Source organism: Pseudomonas sp. B14(2017) (genome assembly GCF_002113255.1).
Classification (GTDB): Bacteria; Pseudomonadota; Gammaproteobacteria; order Pseudomonadales; family Pseudomonadaceae; genus Aquipseudomonas; species Aquipseudomonas putida_Z.
Window position 1 is genome coordinate 57,249 of sequence record NZ_NEJY01000018.1, and the last position, 18,636, is coordinate 75,884.

The following is an 18,636-nucleotide window of genomic DNA, read 5'->3' on the forward strand; positions in this document are numbered from 1 at the left end:
TTACATTGAAACTTTCGGTCGAATGCAATTGCTGACAAGGGTTAGCCCCCTTATAAAGGGAGTTACTTATTCCACAAAATATGAATTACAAATATTTATATCGCCTAAAAGAATATAAGCCCGACTGACCGCGATTCGGTTCCGCCAACGGAAATGCTCGCCAGGGCCCATGCCTCAAGGAGCATTTGCATGTCCGGAGTTTCCCGTTGGCCTGCGCGCGCGTCGCGTTTCACCTTGCAACCCTTGGCTGCCGGCGTGCTGCTGGCGGCGTCCTCTGCCAGCTTCGCCGAAGAGCCGGTCAGCGCCACCCCGGCGGTGGAGCAGGAAGCCAAGCTCGGCACCGTCACGGTCAATGCCCGCCGCCGCGAAGAAACCGCGCAAAGCGTGCCCACGCCGATCAGCGTGCTCGACAGCGAAACCCTGGAAAGCCAACGCATCTACCGCGTGCAAGACCTGCAGCAACTGGTACCCAGCACCAACGTCGCCTACGTTCATGCCCGCCAGTCGAGCATTTCGATCCGTGGCCTGGGCAACAACCCCGCCAGTGATGGCCTGGAAGGCAGCGTCGGCATCTACCTGGACAACGTCTACCTCGGCCGCCCCGGCATGGCGGTGTTCGACCTGCTGGACGTGGAGCAGCTGGAGGTGCTGCGCGGCCCGCAAGGTACGCTGTTCGGCAAGAACACCACCGCCGGCGTGCTCAACATCACCACGCGCAAGCCCACCTTCCACCGCGAGGGCAGCATCCAGCAGTCGTTTGGTGAAGACGGCTACCTGCAAACCCAAGGCAGCTTCTCGGGGCCGATCAGCGACACACTGGCCGGGCGCATCAGCGCCTATCGCACCGAAGACGACGGCTATGTGAAGAACATCCACAACGGCGACGACCTCAACGGCGGCAAGCGCCAAGGTTTTCGTACCCAGCTGCTGTTCAAACCGAGCGAAACCTTCAACCTGCGCTGGATCGGCGAATACAACGAAGAAGACTCCGACAACGGCATCCTCAGCCTGTACAGCACCGGCCCGACCATCAATGGCGTCAACCGCTATGAAAGCCTGGCCGCCCAGGCCGGCGCGACGTTGGTGTCGGGCAAGCACCGCAAGGTCAACTTCGACGCCGACCAGCAGGTGACGGTGTTTCAGGGCGGTACCTCGGTGGAGGCCAACTGGACCCTGCCCAACGACTTCACCCTGACCTCGATCACCGCCTACCGCTGGTGGGACTTCACCCCGCGCAACGACGACGGCCTCAACGTACCGGTGTTCTACAGCGCGGGGGTGTCGGTGCGCGACAAGCAGTACTCGCAGGAAATCCGCCTGGCTTCGCCCACCGGTGGTGCCTTCGACTACGTGCTGGGCGCGTACTACTTCAAGCAGGACCTGGACAACAAATCCTTCACTTTCTACGGGCCGCAGGCGGACATCTGGAACCTCACCCCGGCCGGCGCCCTGGCCAACGTCGACACCATTGGCAACGGGCACATCGATACGGACAGCTACGCGCTGTTCGCCCAGGGCACCTGGCACATCACCGACCGCCTGGACTTCACCGCCGGCGTTCGCGGCACCTATGAAGAAAAGAGCGCCTGGGTGACCCGCGATGCACCAACCGGCGGTGCGGCAGTAACCGGGGCCGCCGCAGCAGCACGCCAGGGCCGGGTAGGCGCCTACGATTCAGGCGACCTCAACCAGTACAGCTTCAGCCCCTCTGGCCTGCTGGGCCTGAGCTACCGGTTCAACGAACAGTTGCTGGGCTACGCCACCCTGACCCACGGCGAGAAGTCTGGCGGCATCAACCTTACCGTTGGCGCTGCGCCACGGCTGGGCACCGACTCGCTGCTGGTCGGCACCGAGCGGGTCAACAACGCCGAACTCGGCTTGAAAAGCTCGCTGTTCGACGACCGCCTGCAACTCAATACCAACCTGTTCTGGGCCGAAGTGCATGGCTATCAGGCCAACGTCTACGACCAGATCAACCGCGTGCAGTACCTGGCCAACGCCGGCCGCGTGCGCTCGCGTGGCCTGGAGTTCGAAGCCACGGCGCTGCCGCTGCGCGGCCTCACGGTCAACTTCAACGGCTCGTGGAACGACGTGCGCTACACCGAGTACAAAGACGCCCCATGCCCGCCGGAAGTGAGCCTGGCCAATGCCACTGCCACCTGCGATTTGTCCGGCCACCAGGTGGTCGGTGCCTCCAAGTACATCGCCAACCTCAACACCCAGTACAAGTGGCAGGCCAGCGAGCACATCGAACCCTACGTCACCGCCAGCTACGCCTTCCGCTCCAAGGCGGTGGGCACCATCGACGATTCCGATTTCGGCCAGATCCCCAGCTACGCGCTGGTCAACCTTTCCGCCGGTGTGCGCCTGGACCAGGGCGACGGCGTGGTCGACCTGTCGTTGTGGGTGAAGAACGCCGGTGACAAGACCTACTTCACCAGCCTGTGGAACTCCGCCAACGGTGGCTATGCCGGCGTGCTCGGCACCCCGCGCACTTTCGGCGCCACCGCCCGTTACGACTTTTGAGCACAAGGAGCTATGCCATGAATGCCAAGACCGAAACCCCTGCATTGCCTGAGGGCGCCTGCCTGACCGCCAAGGTTCCCGAGCGTGACGAGGCGCTGCTCGGCGACGTGGTGGTCAACCCGTATCGCCTGGCGCCGCTGACCGCGATCATTCGCGACGGTGGGCGCAGCCTGAGTGCCGCGCACGTGCGCGTGCTGGGGCGGGGCGAGCGCGGTGTGGACATCGCCTACGAGGTGTCCGACCGTTCGTTGTGGACCTATGGCGGCATCCCGGTATTCGGCCTGTACCCGGATCACGTCAACCAGGTGGAAGTGACCTACAAGCTCGACGGCGAGCGCATCCGCGAGCAGTACCAGATCTACGCCCCGGCCGTGCGCCTGCCTGTGGTCGCCAGGCAGACCGCCGCCTTGCCTGAAGTGCAGCCAGTCAAGGTAGCGCCAGGTTTTGAACAGCGGCTGTACCTGTTCAACCACCTGCAGGGGGACATCCCGGGCGGGCGCGCCTTCAAGTGGAATGCCCTGGGCGGTGCGGCGGAATGGGACCAGGTGGGCAACAACTGGATCGCCGACAGCAATGGCGACGTGCGCTGGTACCTGGACATCGAGCAGATCCACGACTCCAACCGCCGCGATGGCCTGGGCGGCACCATGGGCTTCCAGCAGACCCGCGACGGCAAGCTGATCTGGGGCCAGGGCCAGACCTACTCCAAGTACGACCTGCTGGGCCGGCGCATCTGGCAGCGCAGCCTGCCCGACAAGTTCGCCGACTTCTCCCATGAAATCCGCGAGACCGCCAATGGCACTTACCTGCTGCGGGTGGGCACCAGCGACTATCGCCGGCCCGACGGCAAGCGCGTGCGCTCGATCCGCGACCACATCATCGAGGTCGACGAGGCCGGTGACGTGCTGGACTTCTGGGACCTCAACCAGATCCTCGACCCATACCGTGGCGACCTGCTGGAAACCCTGGGCAAGGCAGCCATCCAGTTGCCGGCCAGGGTGCAGAAACAGGACGAGCGGCTGGCCAACGAACTGGCCGAGGGTGACCTGCCCTTTGGTGACACCCCGGGGGTGGGCACCGGGCGTAACTGGGCGCACGTCAATGCCATCGACTACGACGCCGATGACGACAGCATCATCGTTTCAGCACGGCACCAGGGCGTGGTGAAGATCGGCCGCGACAAGCAGGTGAAGTGGATTCTCGCCTCGCCCCAAGGCTGGCCTGAGCGTCTGCGCGAGAAAGTGCTGAAGCCGGTGGCGAGCGAAGGCTTCGACTGGTCGTGGACCCAGCACACTGCCTGGCTGACCGGCAAAGGCACGCTGACAGTGTTCGACAACGGCTGGGGCCGCGACTTTGCGCCGACCAGGCTGACCGGCAACTACAGCCGGGCGGTGGAGTACCGCATCGACGAGGCCAAGGGCACGGTCGAACAGGTGTGGGAATATGGCAAGGAGCGCGGTGACGAGTGGTACAGCCCGGTGACCTCGGTGGTGGCCTACCGGCCGGAGACCGACACCCAGTTCATCTACTCGGCCTCGGTGAACTTCCTGACCCCGGAGAAACTGACCACCACCGTGCTCAACGAGGTACGGCGCGGGACCCAGGAGGTGCTGGTGGAGCTGAAGGTACACAGCCGGCAGCCGGGCAGCGTGGGGTACCGGGCCCTGGTGATCGACCTGGCCAAGGCCTTCTGACCCATCCCTTCCGGGAGGGCCGTCGGTCCTCCCATCACATTTCCTTCAGCTCGTTCGTCTAACCTGTACTGGCCCTATCGCCGGCAAGCCAGCTCCCACAGGGACCCCACAAAATTCAGCACCTGTGGGGTCCCTGTGGGAGCTGGCTTGCCGGCGATAGGGCCGGTTGCTACGGCACAGAAATGTGAAATTTCCGCCAGGGTGTTCAACCATTCGTTCTTTTTTTCGAACAGCCTATTGTCCAACACCCCAGCAGCCGCTTAGCATTCGTTTGAGATTTCAAACGCTCGATGCCCTGCCTTGGGCGCTTTTCAACAATCAACAATTCGGGAAGCCGACATGCAGCTCAAAGACGCTCAGTTGTTCCGCCAGCAAGCCTACATCAATGGTGAGTGGCTGGATGCGGACAACGGCCAGACCATCAAGGTCACCAACCCGGCCACTGGTGAAGTCATCGGTACCGTGCCGAAGATGGGCACCGCGGAAACCCGCCGCGCCATCGAAGCCGCCGACAAGGCTCTGCCGGCCTGGCGTGCCCTGACCGCCAAGGAGCGTTCGGCCAAGCTGCGTCGCTGGTTCGAACTGATGATCGAGAACCAGGACGACCTGGCTCGCCTGATGACCACCGAACAAGGCAAGCCGCTGGCCGAAGCCAAGGGCGAAATCGCCTATGCTGCCTCGTTCATCGAGTGGTTCGCCGAAGAAGCCAAGCGCGTCTACGGTGACACCATCCCGGGCCACCAGCCAGACAAGCGCCTGATCGTCATCAAGCAGCCAATCGGCGTTACCGCGGCCATCACCCCGTGGAACTTCCCGGCCGCCATGATCACCCGTAAAGCCGGCCCGGCCCTGGCCGCTGGCTGCACCATGGTGCTCAAGCCTGCCTCGCAGACCCCGTACTCCGCCCTGGCCCTGGTCGAGCTGGCCCACCGTGCCGGCATCCCGGCTGGCGTACTGAGCGTGGTTACCGGCAGCGCTGGCGAAGTTGGCGGTGAACTGACCGGCAACTCCCTGGTCCGCAAGCTGTCCTTCACCGGCTCGACCGAAATCGGTCGCCAGCTGATGGAAGAATGCGCCAAGGACATCAAGAAGGTTTCCCTGGAGCTGGGTGGCAACGCCCCGTTCATCGTGTTCGACGACGCCGACCTGGACAAGGCGGTCGAGGGCGCGATCATCTCCAAGTACCGCAACAACGGCCAGACCTGCGTCTGCGCCAACCGTATCTACGTGCAGGACGGCGTCTACGACGCGTTCGCCCAGAAGCTGGCCGCCGCTGTTGCCAAGCTGAAGATCGGTAACGGCCTGGAAGAAGGCACCACCACTGGCCCGCTGATCGACGGCAAGGCTGTCGCCAAGGTCCAGGAACATATCGAAGACGCCGTTGGCAAAGGCGCCAAGGTACTGTCCGGTGGCAAGATCATCGAAGGCAACTTCTTCGAGCCGACCATTCTGGTCGACGTACCGAAGACCGCTGCCGTCGCCAAGGAAGAGACCTTCGGCCCGCTGGCGCCGCTGTTCCGCTTCAAGGACGAGGCCGAAGTCATCGCCATGTCCAACGACACCGAGTTCGGCCTGGCCTCGTACTTCTACGCCCGCGACATGAGCCGTGTGTTCCGTGTTGCCGAAGCCCTGGAATACGGCATGGTAGGTATCAACACCGGCCTGATCTCCAACGAAGTGGCACCGTTCGGTGGCATCAAGGCTTCGGGCCTGGGCCGCGAAGGTTCCAAGTACGGTATCGAGGACTACCTCGAAATCAAATACCTGTGCATCAGCGTCTGATAGCACGGTAACGGCTTTACCTCTGCCAGCGGGGCGCGAGAGCGACGTCTCGCTGGCCTTTTTTACATCGCAGTACCTGGTGGCCAGGGCGTTCACGGCAGTCGATCAACGAATACTGTTCGCGAGCACTCCCAGCCACCCCCGAATAAAAGCGCCACTCCAGACCGGCGCAATGAGGGCATTATGAGCAAGACCAACGAATCCTTGATGCAACGTCGTGTCGCCGCCGTCCCACGTGGCGTTGGCCAGATCCACCCGATCTTCGTCGATACCGCGAAGAACTCGACCGTGATCGACGTTGAAGGCCGCGAACTGATCGACTTCGCCGGCGGCATCGCAGTACTGAACACCGGCCACCTGCACCCGAAAGTGGTTGCGGCCGTGCAAGAGCAGCTGACCAAGGTCAGCCACACCTGCTTCCAGGTGCTGGCCTACGAACCTTATGTAGAGCTGTGCGAAAAGATCAACAAGCTGGTCCCAGGCGACTTCGACAAGAAGACCCTGCTGGTCACCACCGGCTCCGAAGCCGTTGAAAACGCTGTCAAGATCGCCCGTGCCGCCACTGGCCGCGCTGGCGTCATCGCCTTCACCGGCGGCTACCACGGCCGTACCATGATGACCCTGGGCCTGACCGGCAAGGTCGTGCCGTACTCCGCTGGCATGGGCCTGATGCCAGGTGGCATCTTCCGCGCCCTGTTCCCGAGCGAACTGCACGGCATCAGCGTTGACGACGCCATCGCCTCGGTCGAGCGCATCTTCAAGAACGACGCCGAGCCGCGCGACATCGCCGCGATCATCCTCGAGCCGGTACAAGGCGAAGGCGGCTTCCTGCCAGCGCCGAAAGAGCTGATGAAGCGCCTGCGCGCCCTGTGCGACCAGCACGGCATCCTGCTGATCGCCGACGAAGTACAGACCGGCGCTGGCCGTACCGGCACCTTCTTCGCCATGGAACAGATGGGCGTTGCGCCTGACCTGACCACCTTCGCCAAATCCATCGCTGGCGGCTTCCCGCTGGCCGGTGTGTGCGGCAAGGCCGAGTACATGGACGCCATCGCTCCTGGCGGCCTGGGCGGCACCTACGCTGGTTCGCCGATCGCTTGCGCCGCGGCCCTGGCCGTGATCGAAGTGTTCGAAGAAGAGAAACTGCTGGATCGCAGCAAAGCTGTGGGTGAACGCCTGACCGCTGGCCTGCGCGAAATCCAGAAGAAGTACCCGATCATCGGTGACGTCCGTGGTCTGGGCTCGATGATCGCTGTCGAAGTCTTCGAGAAAGGCACTCACACCCCGAACGCTGCTGCCGTTGGCCAGGTTGTCGCCAAGGCGCGCGAGAAGGGCCTGATCCTGCTGTCCTGCGGCACCTACGGCAACGTCCTGCGTATCCTGGTTCCGCTGACCGCCGAAGACGCTCTGCTGGACAAAGGCCTGGCTATCATCGAAGAGTGCTTCGCTGAAATCGCCTGATGTGACGTGCTTCAGAAAAAACCCGCTTCGGCGGGTTTTTTTTTGTGCCCAGGAAAGCCGTGGGGCGCTATCGTTGTCGGAGGATTTGCTCAGGAAGCTGCGACGGACTGTGTGTCAGGGCTATTCAGGAGTTGGCGATGAACGCTGCAGACCCCACCCCACCAAGCGTACTGATTGTCGAGGGCGACCCTTGGGTACGCGACATGCTCAGCGAAATGCTGTTGAGCGTGCGCTGTGATGCCCGGCTGCAGGTCTGCGCCGACGGCTCGCAGGCCTTGAGTGCGCTGTCCAGCAAACCCGACCTGATCATCGCCGCGCGCGAACTGGCCGGTGTCGATGGCCTCGACTTGTTGCGCAAGGTGCGTGCCAAAGGTCCGGGGTTGCCGTTCATTCTCATGAGCAACCGCAGCGACAGTGCCAGTGTGCGCGAAGCACTGCCCTTGCACCCCACGGCCTACCTGAGCAAGCCGCTGAACCTGGACACCCTGCGCAAGCGCCTGGAAGAGTTGCTGCTGGCGGTTGGCGAAGAGATCGCCTGCCCGGTGCCGGCCTTGCAGGCAGGTGCCAGCCTGCCGGCCTACCTCGAACAGCGTCGCGCTACCGCCGATGGCGGGCCGCTGCTGGCCGATGTGCAGGTGGCGATCAAGCGCGCGCTCAACCCCCAGGGCCTGAACCTGAGAGTGCTCGAAGAGGAAGTGCAGGGCGACCCGCAGATCACCGCCGTGCTGATCGCTGCGGCCAACAGCGCAGCGCTGCACCGCGAAGCACCGGTGCAGACGTTGCTGCAGGCCTTGAACAAGCTTGGCAGCACCCAGAGCATGAACCTGATCCTGGGCATGACCCTCAAGCGCAGTGCACGCCTCAGTGACCCGCTGCTGGCGGAGCATGCGGCCCGTTACTGGGAGTTGTCGCTGCACGCTGCCGAATATGGCCGCACCTTGGCACGCATGCTCGAGCTGGACGAAGGGCGTTGTTATTGCGCGGGGTTGCTGCATTGCCTGGGCGACCTGGCGGTGCTGCGCTGCCTGCAGGAATGGCGGCTGGCCGGGGGCGAGCTGGATGAGGATCAGGTGCAGCTGTCGCTCAATGAGTTCGGGGCGGCGTTCGGCTCGGCGCTGCGTACGCGCTGGCGGTTGCCGCTGGGGTTGCGCGAGTTGATCGCGGCGATCTACCAGCTGGGCGGTGGGGTGTATTCGCGGGAGATCCTGGCCATGAACCTGGCCGGGCAACTGTCGCGGCTGCCGGCCGAGCAGGGGCTGGAGAAGGTGGCCAGCAGCAAGACCGCGCGGCTGCTCAAGCTTGGCCTGCCGGAACTGAGGCGGTTGCGTAAGGTGGAGAACCCGGAGGTGAAGCCGCAGGAAGAGCCGCCGGTGGCTGAGGCCGAGGTTTCCAGCTGAGATTTTGGGGCCGCTTTGCGGCCCATCGCCGGCAAGCCAGCTCCCACAGGTACTGCACAAGGCTGGAGGATTGCGCCGTACCTGTGGGAGCTGGCTTGCCGGCGATTGGGGTGCAGAGCACCCCCAGGGCTCAGCCGCGGACGATCTGGTTCTTGCCCTGGCGCTTGGCCTGGTACATCGCCGCATCGGCACGGGCATACAGGCTGTCCAGCGCCACATCCTCGTCAGTCAGCCCGGTCACCCCCTGGCTCACCGTCACCCCGTAGGTCTGCTCACCATGGCTGAAGCTCAGCCGCTGGATCTGCCGTTGCAAGCGCTCGGCAATCTGCTCCGCGACCTGGGCACTACAGCCGGGGAACACTGCCGCGAACTCCTCGCCACCAATGCGCCCGAACAGGTCACCTCGGCGTAGCACGGCCTTGCCGCTATCGGCGATCTGCTGCAATACCTGGTCGCCTTCCTGGTGACCGTAACTGTCGTTGATGCGCTTGAAGTCGTCGATGTCCAGCAGCAGGAAGGCCAGTGGCGTACCGTCTTCGCGGGCGCTGTCGAAGGCTTGCTGGGCGCATTCGAAAAAGTGCCGTCGGTTGCTGCTCTGGGTCAGCACGTCGGTTGTGGCCAGGCGCTGCAGTTCACCTTCGAGCTGCTTCTTCTCGGTGATGTCTTCGGCGATGCCGACGATGATCACCCGGTCGCCATCGCGTTGCTGGTTGATGTAGCACTTGTCGCTCAGCCAGCGTAGCTGGCCGTCGGCATTGAGGATGCGGTACTCGCGGTCTTCCACCGAGCCCTTGAGCAGTACCTGGGCCAGGCTGCGCTCGGCGAACTCCAGGTCGTCGGGGTAGATGCTGTCGCGCCATTCGTTGTAGTCGGCCAGCACCAGGCTGGCCGGGCGGCCGAAGATGCGTTCGTAGGCGGGGCTGACGTACAGCACCTGACGGGTTTCCCAGTCGAAGGCCCATAGCACCGCGTTGACGCTGTCGAGCAGCGAGCTGAACAGCTGCTCGCGCTCGCTCAGGCGGGCAACCTCGCCCTGAGCGTGGAGCAGCGCAAGCAAGGTCTGGGCGGCTTCGGGAGGCGGGGTGCCGGGCAGTGTCGTTGGAATGTTCTTGGCCATGTGCACGGAGCAGATCTCGGCGTGAAAGCGTGCGGCCAGCATCTGGCCCGCCACGCGGGCGATGTGCCAGATATGAGTGTAAACGAGAGGGCGAAGTTCCGGGCGGCACGCCCCGCCAAAGGGGCGTGCCGATCAACGGCGGTCAGGCGCCGGTCGGGCGCAGGGAGTAGGTCTTGAGCTGTGCCGCGAAGTCGCGCAGGGCATGGATGCCGCTGGTTTCCGCCTCGTGTACCCAGTCTTTCATGGCGGCCAGCATGTCGTGGCCGTTGGCGCTGGTGCGCGCCCAGATCTGCTGCAGGGCCAGGCGTTTTTCGTAGATGGTCTTCAGCGCCTGGCTGTGGGCGAGCATCGACTCGATGCGCACATGGTGGCGGTCTTCCAGCAGGCTGGTCTCGCGCGACAGCAGGCGCTTGGCGCGGCGGAAGTGGTGGCGCAGCGAGGCATCGACGCGGGCCAGTTCCTGCTTGACCAGCGGGCCGATCACCAGCTTGCGGTACTGGGCCATGATCTGGAAACGGTTGTTGAGGATGGCCATGGCGGTGTCCATGTCCAGGCTGGCCTTGCCGGCCACCCGGTGGGCGATGGGCGCCACGCGCTGTACCTTGGCCAGGCGCAGCAGGCAGAACAGGCGGATCCACGCCCAACCCATGTCGAACTCCCAGCGCTTGACCGACAGCTTGGCCGAGTTGGGGTAGGTGTGGTGGTTGTTGTGCAGCTCTTCGCCACCGATGACGATGCCCCACGGCACCAGGTTGGTGGCGGCGTCGCGGCACTCGAAGTTGCGGTAGCCGAGAGCGTGGCCCAGGCCGTTAACCACGCCGGCGGCCCAGAACGGAATCCACATCATCTGCACTGCCCAGATGGTGATGCCGATGGTGCCGAACAGCAGCAGGTCGATTACCGCCATCAGCGCGATGCCGCCCAGCTTGTAGCGCGAGTAGAGGTTGCGCTCGATCCAGTCGTCCGGGCAGTTCTTGCCGTAGATGCGCAGGGTTTCCGGGTTGCGCGCCTCTTCCCGGTAAAGCTCGGCACCCTTGCGCAGCACCGTGCCCAGGCCCTTGTACAGCGGGCTGTGCGGGTCGTCGGGGGTTTCGCACTTGGCGTGGTGCTTGCGGTGGACGGCAGTCCATTCGCGGGTGTTCTGCGCCGTGGTCAGCCACAGCCAGAAACGGAAGAAGTGCTTGAGCGCGCCATTGAGCTCCAGGGCCCGGTGCGCGGAATAGCGGTGCAGGTAGACCGTGACGCTGACGATGGTCACGTGGGTCATCAGCAGGGTGATGCCGACCAGTTGCCAGGCCGACAAGTCGAGCAGGCCGTTGTACCACATAGGTGTAAATACCCTCGGAATGCAGGAGGAGGGGCTGATTATCCCTTGGGCAGGAAATAAATACAGTCACCCGTTCAGATAGGAAGTCACGACATGTTTCAGCCTTTATAATGCCCCATCATTTTTTATGGGCAATTGCACCCGACATGTCTGTTTCCGTTCGCGACGCCTTGCGCATGGCTGCGCTGTATGTGGTGCTCTCGATCCTCTGGCTGACGCTGGCCGAGGTGGTGTTGCACGGCATGACCGAGGATCCCCTGGCACTGACCGTAGGCCGGCAGATCAACGTGGTGGTCTGGGTGCTGCTGAGCGCCTTGCTGATCTATGTGTCGCGGGTGCGGCTGCTCGACTTCATCGGTGTTGGCGCGCGTATGCGTGGTGAAGACCGTGAACGCCTGCGCATGGCTGCGGCAGTGTTCGACAGCACCCTCGAAGGCGTGCTGGTGACCGACCGCCATGGCCTGATCGTGCACGTCAACCGTGCCTTCATGCGCATCACCGGCTACCAGCAGGACGAGGTCATCGGCCAGCGCCCGAACAAGTTCAAGTCGGGCCGCCATGGCCTGGCGTTCTACCAGCAGATATTCGCCACCCTGGCGGAAAAGGGCGAGTGGAGCGGCGAAATCTGGAACCGGCGCAAGAGTGGTGAAATCTACCCGCAGTGGCAGACCATTTGCGCCATCCGCGACGATGAAGGCGAGCTCAGCCATTACGTGGCGGTGTTCAGCGACATCAGCGCGATCAAGCATTCGGAACAGGAACTGGCCTACCTGGCCCACCACGACCCGCTGACCGACCTGCCCAACCGCCTGCTGTTCAACGACCGGGTCGAGCAGGCCCTGGCGGCAGCCCAGGCCAACAAGCGTGGTTGTGCCCTGCTGTTGCTGGACCTGGACCACTTCCAGAGCATCAACGACGGCCTAGGCCACACCATTGGCGACCAGTTGCTGAAACTGGTGGGCGAGCGCCTGGGTGAGGTGCTGGGCAGCGGTGTGACCCTGGCGCGCCTGGGGGGCGACGAATTTGGCGTGCTGGCGGAAAACTGCCATGAGGTCGGCCAGGCGGGCAAGCTGGCGCAGGGCATCATCGAGCGCATGCGCGAGCCGTTCCTGTTCGACGGTCACCGCCTGTTCATCAGTGTCAGCGTGGGCATCAGCCTGTTCCCCAGCGATGCCTTGAGTGCCGAGCAGTTGCTGCGCAATGCCGACTCGGCGTTGTACAAGGCCAAGAGCAACGGGCGGGCCTGCTATGCGCTGTACACCGAAGAGCTGACCGCCCACGCCCAACAGCGGGTTGAAACCGCCGGCGAACTGCGCCGGGCCCTGGAGCAGGACGAGCTACGGGTGTTCTACCAGCCGGTGCACGACCTGGCGAGCGGCCGCCAGGTCGGCGTCGAGGCCCTGGTGCGTTGGCAGCACCCCCAGCGGGGCCTGGTGCCGCCGGGCGAGTTCATCCCGATTGCCGAGCGTACCGGGCTGATTGCCGAGATCGACGCCTGGGTACTGCGCCAGGCGTGTCGGCAGATGGTGCGATGGCAGGGTGAAGGGCGGCAGCTGGCGTTCGTGGCGGTGAACATCTCCAGTCGCCTGTTTGGCCAGCACGAGCTGTACCAGCAGGTGGCCGAGGTGCTGCACGACACCGGCCTGGACCCGGCCTTGCTGGAGCTGGAGGTGACCGAGAGCGCGGTGATGGAGGACCCGGAGGTGGCCCTGGAGCAGTTGCATCGCCTGCGCGAGCTGGGGGTGACCCTGGCCATCGACGACTTCGGCACCGGTTATTCATCGCTGCTGCGGTTAAAGCGCTTGCCGGTGCAGAAGCTGAAGATCGACCAGGGCTTCGTTGCCGGGTTGCCGCTGGATGAGGACGACATCGCGATCGTCCGGGTGATCATCGCCCTGGCCCGCAGCATGGGCATGCAGGTGCATGCCGAGGGCATCGAGCAGGCAGAACAGGCCAGCTTCCTGCTGCATGAGCTGTGTCAGCTGGGGCAGGGGTACTGGTTCGGGCGGCCGGTGCCTGCCGGGGATTTGCGCTGGGGTTGAGATCGCCGGGGCCGCTTTGCGGCCCTTTCGCCGGCAAGCCAGCTCCCACAAGTACTCACAAGGCTGGAGGGCAGCGCTGGCCCTGTGGGGGCTGGCTTGCCGGCGATGGGGCGCGCAGCGGCCCCCGAACTATCGTTTGTTCAAGCCTTTCGCCAACCGGTCTCCACCCAACTGGATCAACGCCACCAACGCCACCAGCATGGCAATCACGGTCAGCATGATCTGGCTGTCGAAGCGCTGGTAGCCATAGCGGTAGGCGATGTCCCCCAGTCCCCCGGCACCGATCGCTCCGGCCATGGCCGAGGAGTTGATCAGGGTCACCAGGGTAATGGTGAAGCCCCCGACAATCCCCGGCAGCGCCTCTGGCAGCAGCACGTGCCAGACAATGTGCCAGCGTCGGCAGCCCATGGCCTGCGCAGCCTCCACCAGGCCGTGGTCGACTTCGCGCAGGCTGACCTCGGCAATCCGCGCGAAGAACGGCGTGGCGGCAATGGTCAGCGGCACCACCGCCGCCCACACGCCATAGGTGGTACCCACCACCAGGCGGGTGAAGGGGATCAGCGCGACCATCAGGATCAGGAACGGTATCGAGCGGAACAGGTTGACGAAGGCACCCAGCACCCGGTTCAGCAGCGGCGCCTCGAAGATCCCGCCCTTGTCGCTGGTGACCAGCAGCACCGCCATCGGTACCCCCACCAGCAGGGCGATCAGCGACGACACGCCGACCATCAGCAGGGTATCGAGCAAGCCTTCCAGCAGGCGATCAAACCACATGGCCCAGTACCTCCACGTCCTCGGCCCAGCGGCGGGCGCGTTCCAGCAATTGATGGGTGTCGTGCGGCGAGTGCTGCACCGACAGGATCAGCTGCCCCAGGGCATGCTCGCCAATGGTTTTCACACCGCCCTGCAGCAGGCGCACGCGGCCGCCAAGGTCGTTGAACAGGGCAGACAGTTCGGGCTCGCCGAGCAGGGTCAGCCTCAGCACCACGGCACTGTCGCGGCTTGCCGGGCTGGCCCGCAGGCTGGCTTGCAGCGCGGCTGGCAACCTGGCTTGCAACGGCGCCAGCAGGGTACGGGTGACTTCGTGGCGTGGTGAGCCAAACACCCGCCAGACCTCACCCTGCTCGACCACTTCTCCACGTTCCAGCACCACCACCCGGTGGCAGATATCGCGGATTACCGCCATTTCGTGGGTGATCAGCACGATGGTCAGGCCCAGGCGCTGGTTGATGTCGCGCAACAGTTCGAGAATGGAAGCGGTGGTTTCAGGGTCCAGCGCCGAGGTGGCCTCGTCGCACAGCAGGATCTCGGGGTCATGCACCAGCGCCCGGGCAATACCCACGCGCTGCTTCTGCCCGCCGGACAGCTGCGCCGGGTACACGTGGTGCTTTTCCTGCAGGCCGACCAGCTCCAGCAGTTCGCGCACCTTGCGCTGGCGTTCGGCCTTGGCCACGCCGGCCACCTTCAGGGGCAGCTCGACGTTCTGCCACACGGTCTTGGCCGACATCAGGTTGAAGTGCTGGAAGATCATGCCGATACGCCGGCGCAGGGCTACCAGGTGGTCCTCGTCGAAGGGCGCGATGTCTACCTGGTCGATCAGCACCCGGCCCTGGCTGGGTTGCTCCAGGCGGTTGATGGTACGCAGCAGCGATGACTTGCCGGCGCCGCTGCGGCCGATGATGCCGAAGATCTCGCCATGGCGGATGTTCAGGTCGATGCCTTGCAAGGCCGGTTGCGCCTGGCCCGGGTAGGTCTTGCCCAGGCCGATGAAGCGCACATGGGCTTCATTGACCTCCGGGCGCAAGGCCTGCTCCCTGGCCGTTGGCGGCAGTGGTTGTGCGGTGGGCGCCCGGAGCGCGCTGGCCTGGCTCATGTCAGCCCTCCCAACCGGCCTGGTAGAGCTTGCCGTGGGCTTTGTCCAAGGCTGCGCGCACCACTGGCGAGTGCTGGTAGATGTCGACGAACCTGGCCAGGCGTGGGTCGTCCTTGCTTTGTGGGCGAATGACGAACTGGATCACGTACTCCTTGTTCTCCAGGCCGTCGAACAGCAGTGCGGAGCCGGCGTCGAAGCTGTTGGCCAGGCGGATGTAGGCCGGGTAGCCCTGCACCAGGTCGGCGTCGTCATAGGCGCGTACCAGCTGTACGGCCTCGACCTGAAGGATCTTCAGTTTCTTCGGGTTGGCGACGATGTCGTCCTCGGTGGCCTTGTAGCCGACCCCCGGCTTGAGGGTGATCAGCCCGGCCTTGGCCAGCAGCTGCAGGCCACGGCCGCTGTTGATCGGGTCGTTGGCGATGGCCACGCTGGCGCCTTCGGGCAGGTCGGCGAAGCTCTTGTACTTTTTCGAGTACAGGCCGACGTTGTTGATGATGCCCGGGGCGTAGGGCACCAGGTTGAAGCCCGCGGCCGCCTTGGCGTTTTCCAGGAACGGGATGTGCTGGAAGTAGTTCACGTCGATGTCGCCGCTGTTGAGGCTGACATTGGGTGCGATCCAGTCGCTGAACTCGACCAGCTTCACTTCCAGGCCTTGCTTGTGCGCTTCTTCCACTGCGGCTTCCAGCGGGATGGCAAAGGCCGAGGTGGTGCCGATTTTCAGCGGTTCGGCAGCCAGCGTGCTGGCGGACAGGCCGAGGGTGAGGGCAATGGCCGCGACGGGCCGGAACAGTTTATCAAGCATGGTGCAGGGCTCCAGTCGGGGCAGGGGTAGAGGTAAAGCGGTAAGCCGAGCCAGGGTGGTCGGCGGGCAAATGCGGGTGGTCGGCCTGGAACAGTTTTTCGCGCAGGGTGCCTTCGGCGTAGGCGGTCTTGTAGCGGCCACGCTGTTGCAACTGCGGGATGACCAGGTCGATGAAGTCCTCGAAGCTTTCCGGGGTTACGGTGCGAGTCAGGTTGAAACCGTCCAGGCCGGTTTCATCGATCCAGGCGATCAGCTGTTCGGCCACCTGCTCGGGCGCGCCGACCAGGGTCACGTAACGGCCACCCAGGGCGTGCTGCTGCAGCAGGCGCCGGCGGGTCCAGGCGTTGTCCTGCAACTGGCGCGTGGCCGACTGGATGGCGTTGCCCTGGCTGAAGGCAATCGGCTCGTCCAGGGCGTAGGCGGCGAAGTCGATGCCGGTGGACGCTGCGAAGTGCGCGACCCCGGCCTCGGCGCTGGCATGGCGCAGGTACTCGGCATGCTTGGCCTGGGCCTGCTGCTCGGTGGCGGCGACGATCACCGTGATGCCCATGAACACCTTGACCGCTTGCGGGTCGCGGCCAGCGGCCTGGGCGGCGGCGCGCACCTTGTCGACCTGGGCGCGGGTGGCGGCCTTGTCCTGGCCACTGATGAACACGCATTCGGCATGGTTGCCGGCGAAGGCCAGGCCACGCTGCGAGCTGCCGGCCTGGAACAGTACCGGTGTACGTTGCGGCGAGGGCTCGCACAGGTGGTAGCCGTCGACCTTGTAGAACTCGCCCTGGTGGTTGACCTTGCGCACCTTGTCGGGCCTGGCATAGACGCGCTGCTGGCGGTCGGCGACCACGGCATCGTCGGCCCAGCTGCCTTCCAGCAGCTTGTACAGCACCTGCAGGTACTCGTCGGCCTGGTCGTAGCGGCGGTCATGCTCGGGTTGCTGCGCCAGGCCCATGGCCCGGGCGGCGCTGTCGAGGTAGCCGGTGACGATGTTCCAGCCCACCCGGCCATTGCTCAGGTGGTCCAGGGTGGAAAGGCGCCGGGCGAACAGGTACGGCGCTTCGTAGGTGAGGTTGGCGGTAAGGCCGAAGCCCAGGTGGCGGGTGACGGCGGCCATGGCCGAAACCAGCAGCAGCGGGTCGTTGACCGGCAGCTGGATCGACTCCTTGAGGGTGACGTCCAGCGACTGGCCGTAGATGTCGTAGGTGCCGACGATGTCGGCGATGAACAGCCCGTCGAACAAGCCGCGCTCCAGCAGGCGCGCCAGGCTGGTCCAGTAATCCAGGGTCTTGTACTGGGTCGAGGTGTCCCGTGGGTGGGTCCACAGGCCGTGGTTGATGTGCCCGATGCAGTTCATGTTGAAGGCATTGAGCAGGATCTGTTTGGCCATCAGATGGTCCCCCGGCGTGGTGGGTTGGCATCGTTGAGGTAGTAGTTGCCGATGGCGTGGTACTTCCAGCGCACCGGGTCGTGCAGGGTGTGCACGCGGGCGTTGCGCCAGTGGCGGTCGAGGTTGTGTTCGGCCAGGGTGGCCTGGCTACCGCCCAGTTCGAACAGGGTGGTGCCGGCCGCGAGGGAAATCTCGGTGCTGATGGCACGGGCCTCGGCCACCGCGATGGAAGCGGCGGCCACGTTGTCGGCAGTGCTGTCGTCGCGGGCGCGGTCCAGGTATTCGCCGGCGCGTTCCAGCAAGGCTTCTGCGGCGTGCAGGCGGATCGCCAGGTGGCCGAAGCTTTTCAGCGTCAGCGGGTCATCGCTGGCCTTGTCCAGGCCGGAGTCGACCCAGGGGCGGCTGCGGGTGCGCACGAAGTGCAGGGCATCTTCGTATGCGGCGCGGGCGATGCCGGTGTCGATGGCCGCATGAAGGATCTGCGCCAGCGGGCCGACCGGGGTAGGGCGTTCGAAGGCGCTCTGGAACGGCACCACGTCGGCGGCGCTGACGTACACGTTGTCGAACACCACCGAGCCGCTGCCGGTGGTGCGCTGGCCGAAGCCGCTCCAGTCGTCGATCACCTGCAGGCCCTGGCTGTCGGCCGGGACGAAGGCCAGGTGCTGCACGCCCTGTTCATCGACCACCGAGGTGGGAATGCGCTGGGCGTAGATGGCGCCGGTGGAGTAGAACTTGCGGCCGTTGATGCGAAAGCCATCGCCGTCGCGGGTCAGGCGAGTGGTGCGCTCGTTGGCGGTCTTGGTGCCCAGTTCGGCCAGGGCGTTGCCGAAGCGGCTGCCGGCCAGTACTTCGGCGTACAGGCGCTGTTGCTGTTCGGGTGTGCCGTTTACCCGCAGCACTTCCAGGCCATAGAAATGGTTTTGCGGGATTTGCCCGAGCGAGCCGTCAGCCTGGGCGATGCGGGCGATGACCTTGGCCAGGGTGACGTTGGACACGCCGGCGCCGCCGAAGGCCTTGGGCACGCTGATGGCCCACAGGCCGGAGCGGGTGAACAGTTCCAGTTCGGCGTGCGGCAGGCGGCGCTCGCGGTCGCGTAGGGCGCTGTCGCGGCGCAGGTGTCGGGCGACTTCTTCGGCGACGTTCAGGGCCTGGGTGTCGCTGGTGATGATTGTTGTAGTCATGTTGTTCTCCGTGGCCCTAGGGGCCGCTTCGCGCCCCAATCGCCGGCAAG

Annotated in this window: 13 protein-coding genes; 6 read left to right on the plus strand and 7 right to left on the minus strand. The window is 64.6% G+C overall.

Going from position 1 to position 18,636, the window contains the following annotated elements; all coding sequences use genetic code 11:
* Window positions 1-153: 153 nt before the first annotated feature.
* The 5 genes from CAG34_RS19060 to CAG34_RS19080 all read left to right on the plus strand — a co-directional run bounded on the left by CAG34_RS19060 (window position 154) and on the right by CAG34_RS19080 (window position 8,860).
* Entirely contained in the window at window positions 154-2,526 is a 2,373-nt protein-coding gene (locus tag CAG34_RS19060; RefSeq protein WP_371858052.1) for a TonB-dependent receptor, read from the plus strand.
* Between the two features lie 17 nt (window positions 2,527-2,543).
* Window positions 2,544-4,220, plus strand: coding sequence for an aryl-sulfate sulfotransferase (locus CAG34_RS19065; RefSeq protein WP_085591809.1), 1,677 nt, complete (start codon window positions 2,544-2,546; stop codon window positions 4,218-4,220).
* A 339-nt stretch (window positions 4,221-4,559) separates the two neighbouring features.
* A complete protein-coding gene (gabD, locus tag CAG34_RS19070; protein ID WP_015268576.1) occupies window positions 4,560-6,002 on the plus strand; it encodes an NADP-dependent succinate-semialdehyde dehydrogenase in 1,443 nt (480 codons plus the stop codon).
* A 183-nt stretch (window positions 6,003-6,185) separates the two neighbouring features.
* Window positions 6,186-7,463, plus strand: a complete 1,278-nt coding sequence (gabT, locus tag CAG34_RS19075) for a 4-aminobutyrate--2-oxoglutarate transaminase (protein WP_003255866.1) — start codon at window positions 6,186-6,188, stop codon at window positions 7,461-7,463.
* Between the two features lie 137 nt (window positions 7,464-7,600).
* Window positions 7,601-8,860, plus strand: a complete 1,260-nt coding sequence (locus CAG34_RS19080) for a response regulator (RefSeq protein WP_085591811.1) — start codon at window positions 7,601-7,603, stop codon at window positions 8,858-8,860.
* A gap of 130 nt (window positions 8,861-8,990) precedes the next feature.
* On the opposite strand, the gene CAG34_RS19085 is transcribed toward CAG34_RS19080, so the two are convergent.
* Both CAG34_RS19085 and desA read right to left on the minus strand, forming a co-directional pair.
* A complete protein-coding gene (locus CAG34_RS19085; RefSeq protein WP_039614264.1) occupies window positions 8,991-10,019 on the minus strand; it encodes a sensor domain-containing diguanylate cyclase in 1,029 nt (342 codons plus the stop codon).
* Between the two features lie 100 nt (window positions 10,020-10,119).
* Complete coding sequence (gene desA / locus CAG34_RS19090; protein ID WP_039614263.1) at window positions 10,120-11,304, minus strand: delta-9 fatty acid desaturase DesA; 1,185 nt, start codon at window positions 11,302-11,304, stop codon at window positions 10,120-10,122.
* A gap of 146 nt (window positions 11,305-11,450) precedes the next feature.
* Between desA and dibA the strand changes: the two genes are divergently transcribed.
* Complete coding sequence (gene dibA / locus CAG34_RS19095; RefSeq protein WP_085591813.1) at window positions 11,451-13,346, plus strand: phosphodiesterase DibA; 1,896 nt, start codon at window positions 11,451-11,453, stop codon at window positions 13,344-13,346.
* Between the two features lie 129 nt (window positions 13,347-13,475).
* Here dibA and CAG34_RS19100 read toward each other — a convergent pair whose 3' ends face one another.
* From CAG34_RS19100 to CAG34_RS19120, 5 genes are read right to left on the minus strand one after another with little or no spacing between them, the layout of a single operon-like run.
* Window positions 13,476-14,120: a methionine ABC transporter permease gene (locus CAG34_RS19100; protein ID WP_008096606.1), complete on the minus strand. Its 645-nt coding sequence runs from the start codon at window positions 14,118-14,120 to the stop codon at window positions 13,476-13,478.
* Window positions 14,110-15,219, minus strand: a complete 1,110-nt coding sequence (locus CAG34_RS19105; protein ID WP_085591815.1) for a methionine ABC transporter ATP-binding protein — start codon at window positions 15,217-15,219, stop codon at window positions 14,110-14,112. Before CAG34_RS19105 ends, CAG34_RS19100 begins: the two co-directional genes overlap by 11 nt.
* Window position 15,220: 1 nt before the next feature.
* Complete coding sequence (locus CAG34_RS19110) at window positions 15,221-16,021, minus strand: MetQ/NlpA family ABC transporter substrate-binding protein (RefSeq protein ID WP_025337313.1); 801 nt, start codon at window positions 16,019-16,021, stop codon at window positions 15,221-15,223.
* Complete coding sequence (locus CAG34_RS19115; protein WP_085591817.1) at window positions 16,014-17,405, minus strand: LLM class flavin-dependent oxidoreductase; 1,392 nt, start codon at window positions 17,403-17,405, stop codon at window positions 16,014-16,016. Before CAG34_RS19115 ends, CAG34_RS19110 begins: the two co-directional genes overlap by 8 nt.
* Window positions 17,405-18,586, minus strand: a complete 1,182-nt coding sequence (locus CAG34_RS19120) for an SfnB family sulfur acquisition oxidoreductase (RefSeq protein ID WP_085591819.1) — start codon at window positions 18,584-18,586, stop codon at window positions 17,405-17,407. Before CAG34_RS19120 ends, CAG34_RS19115 begins: the two co-directional genes overlap by 1 nt.
* Window positions 18,587-18,636 lie beyond the last annotated feature (50 nt).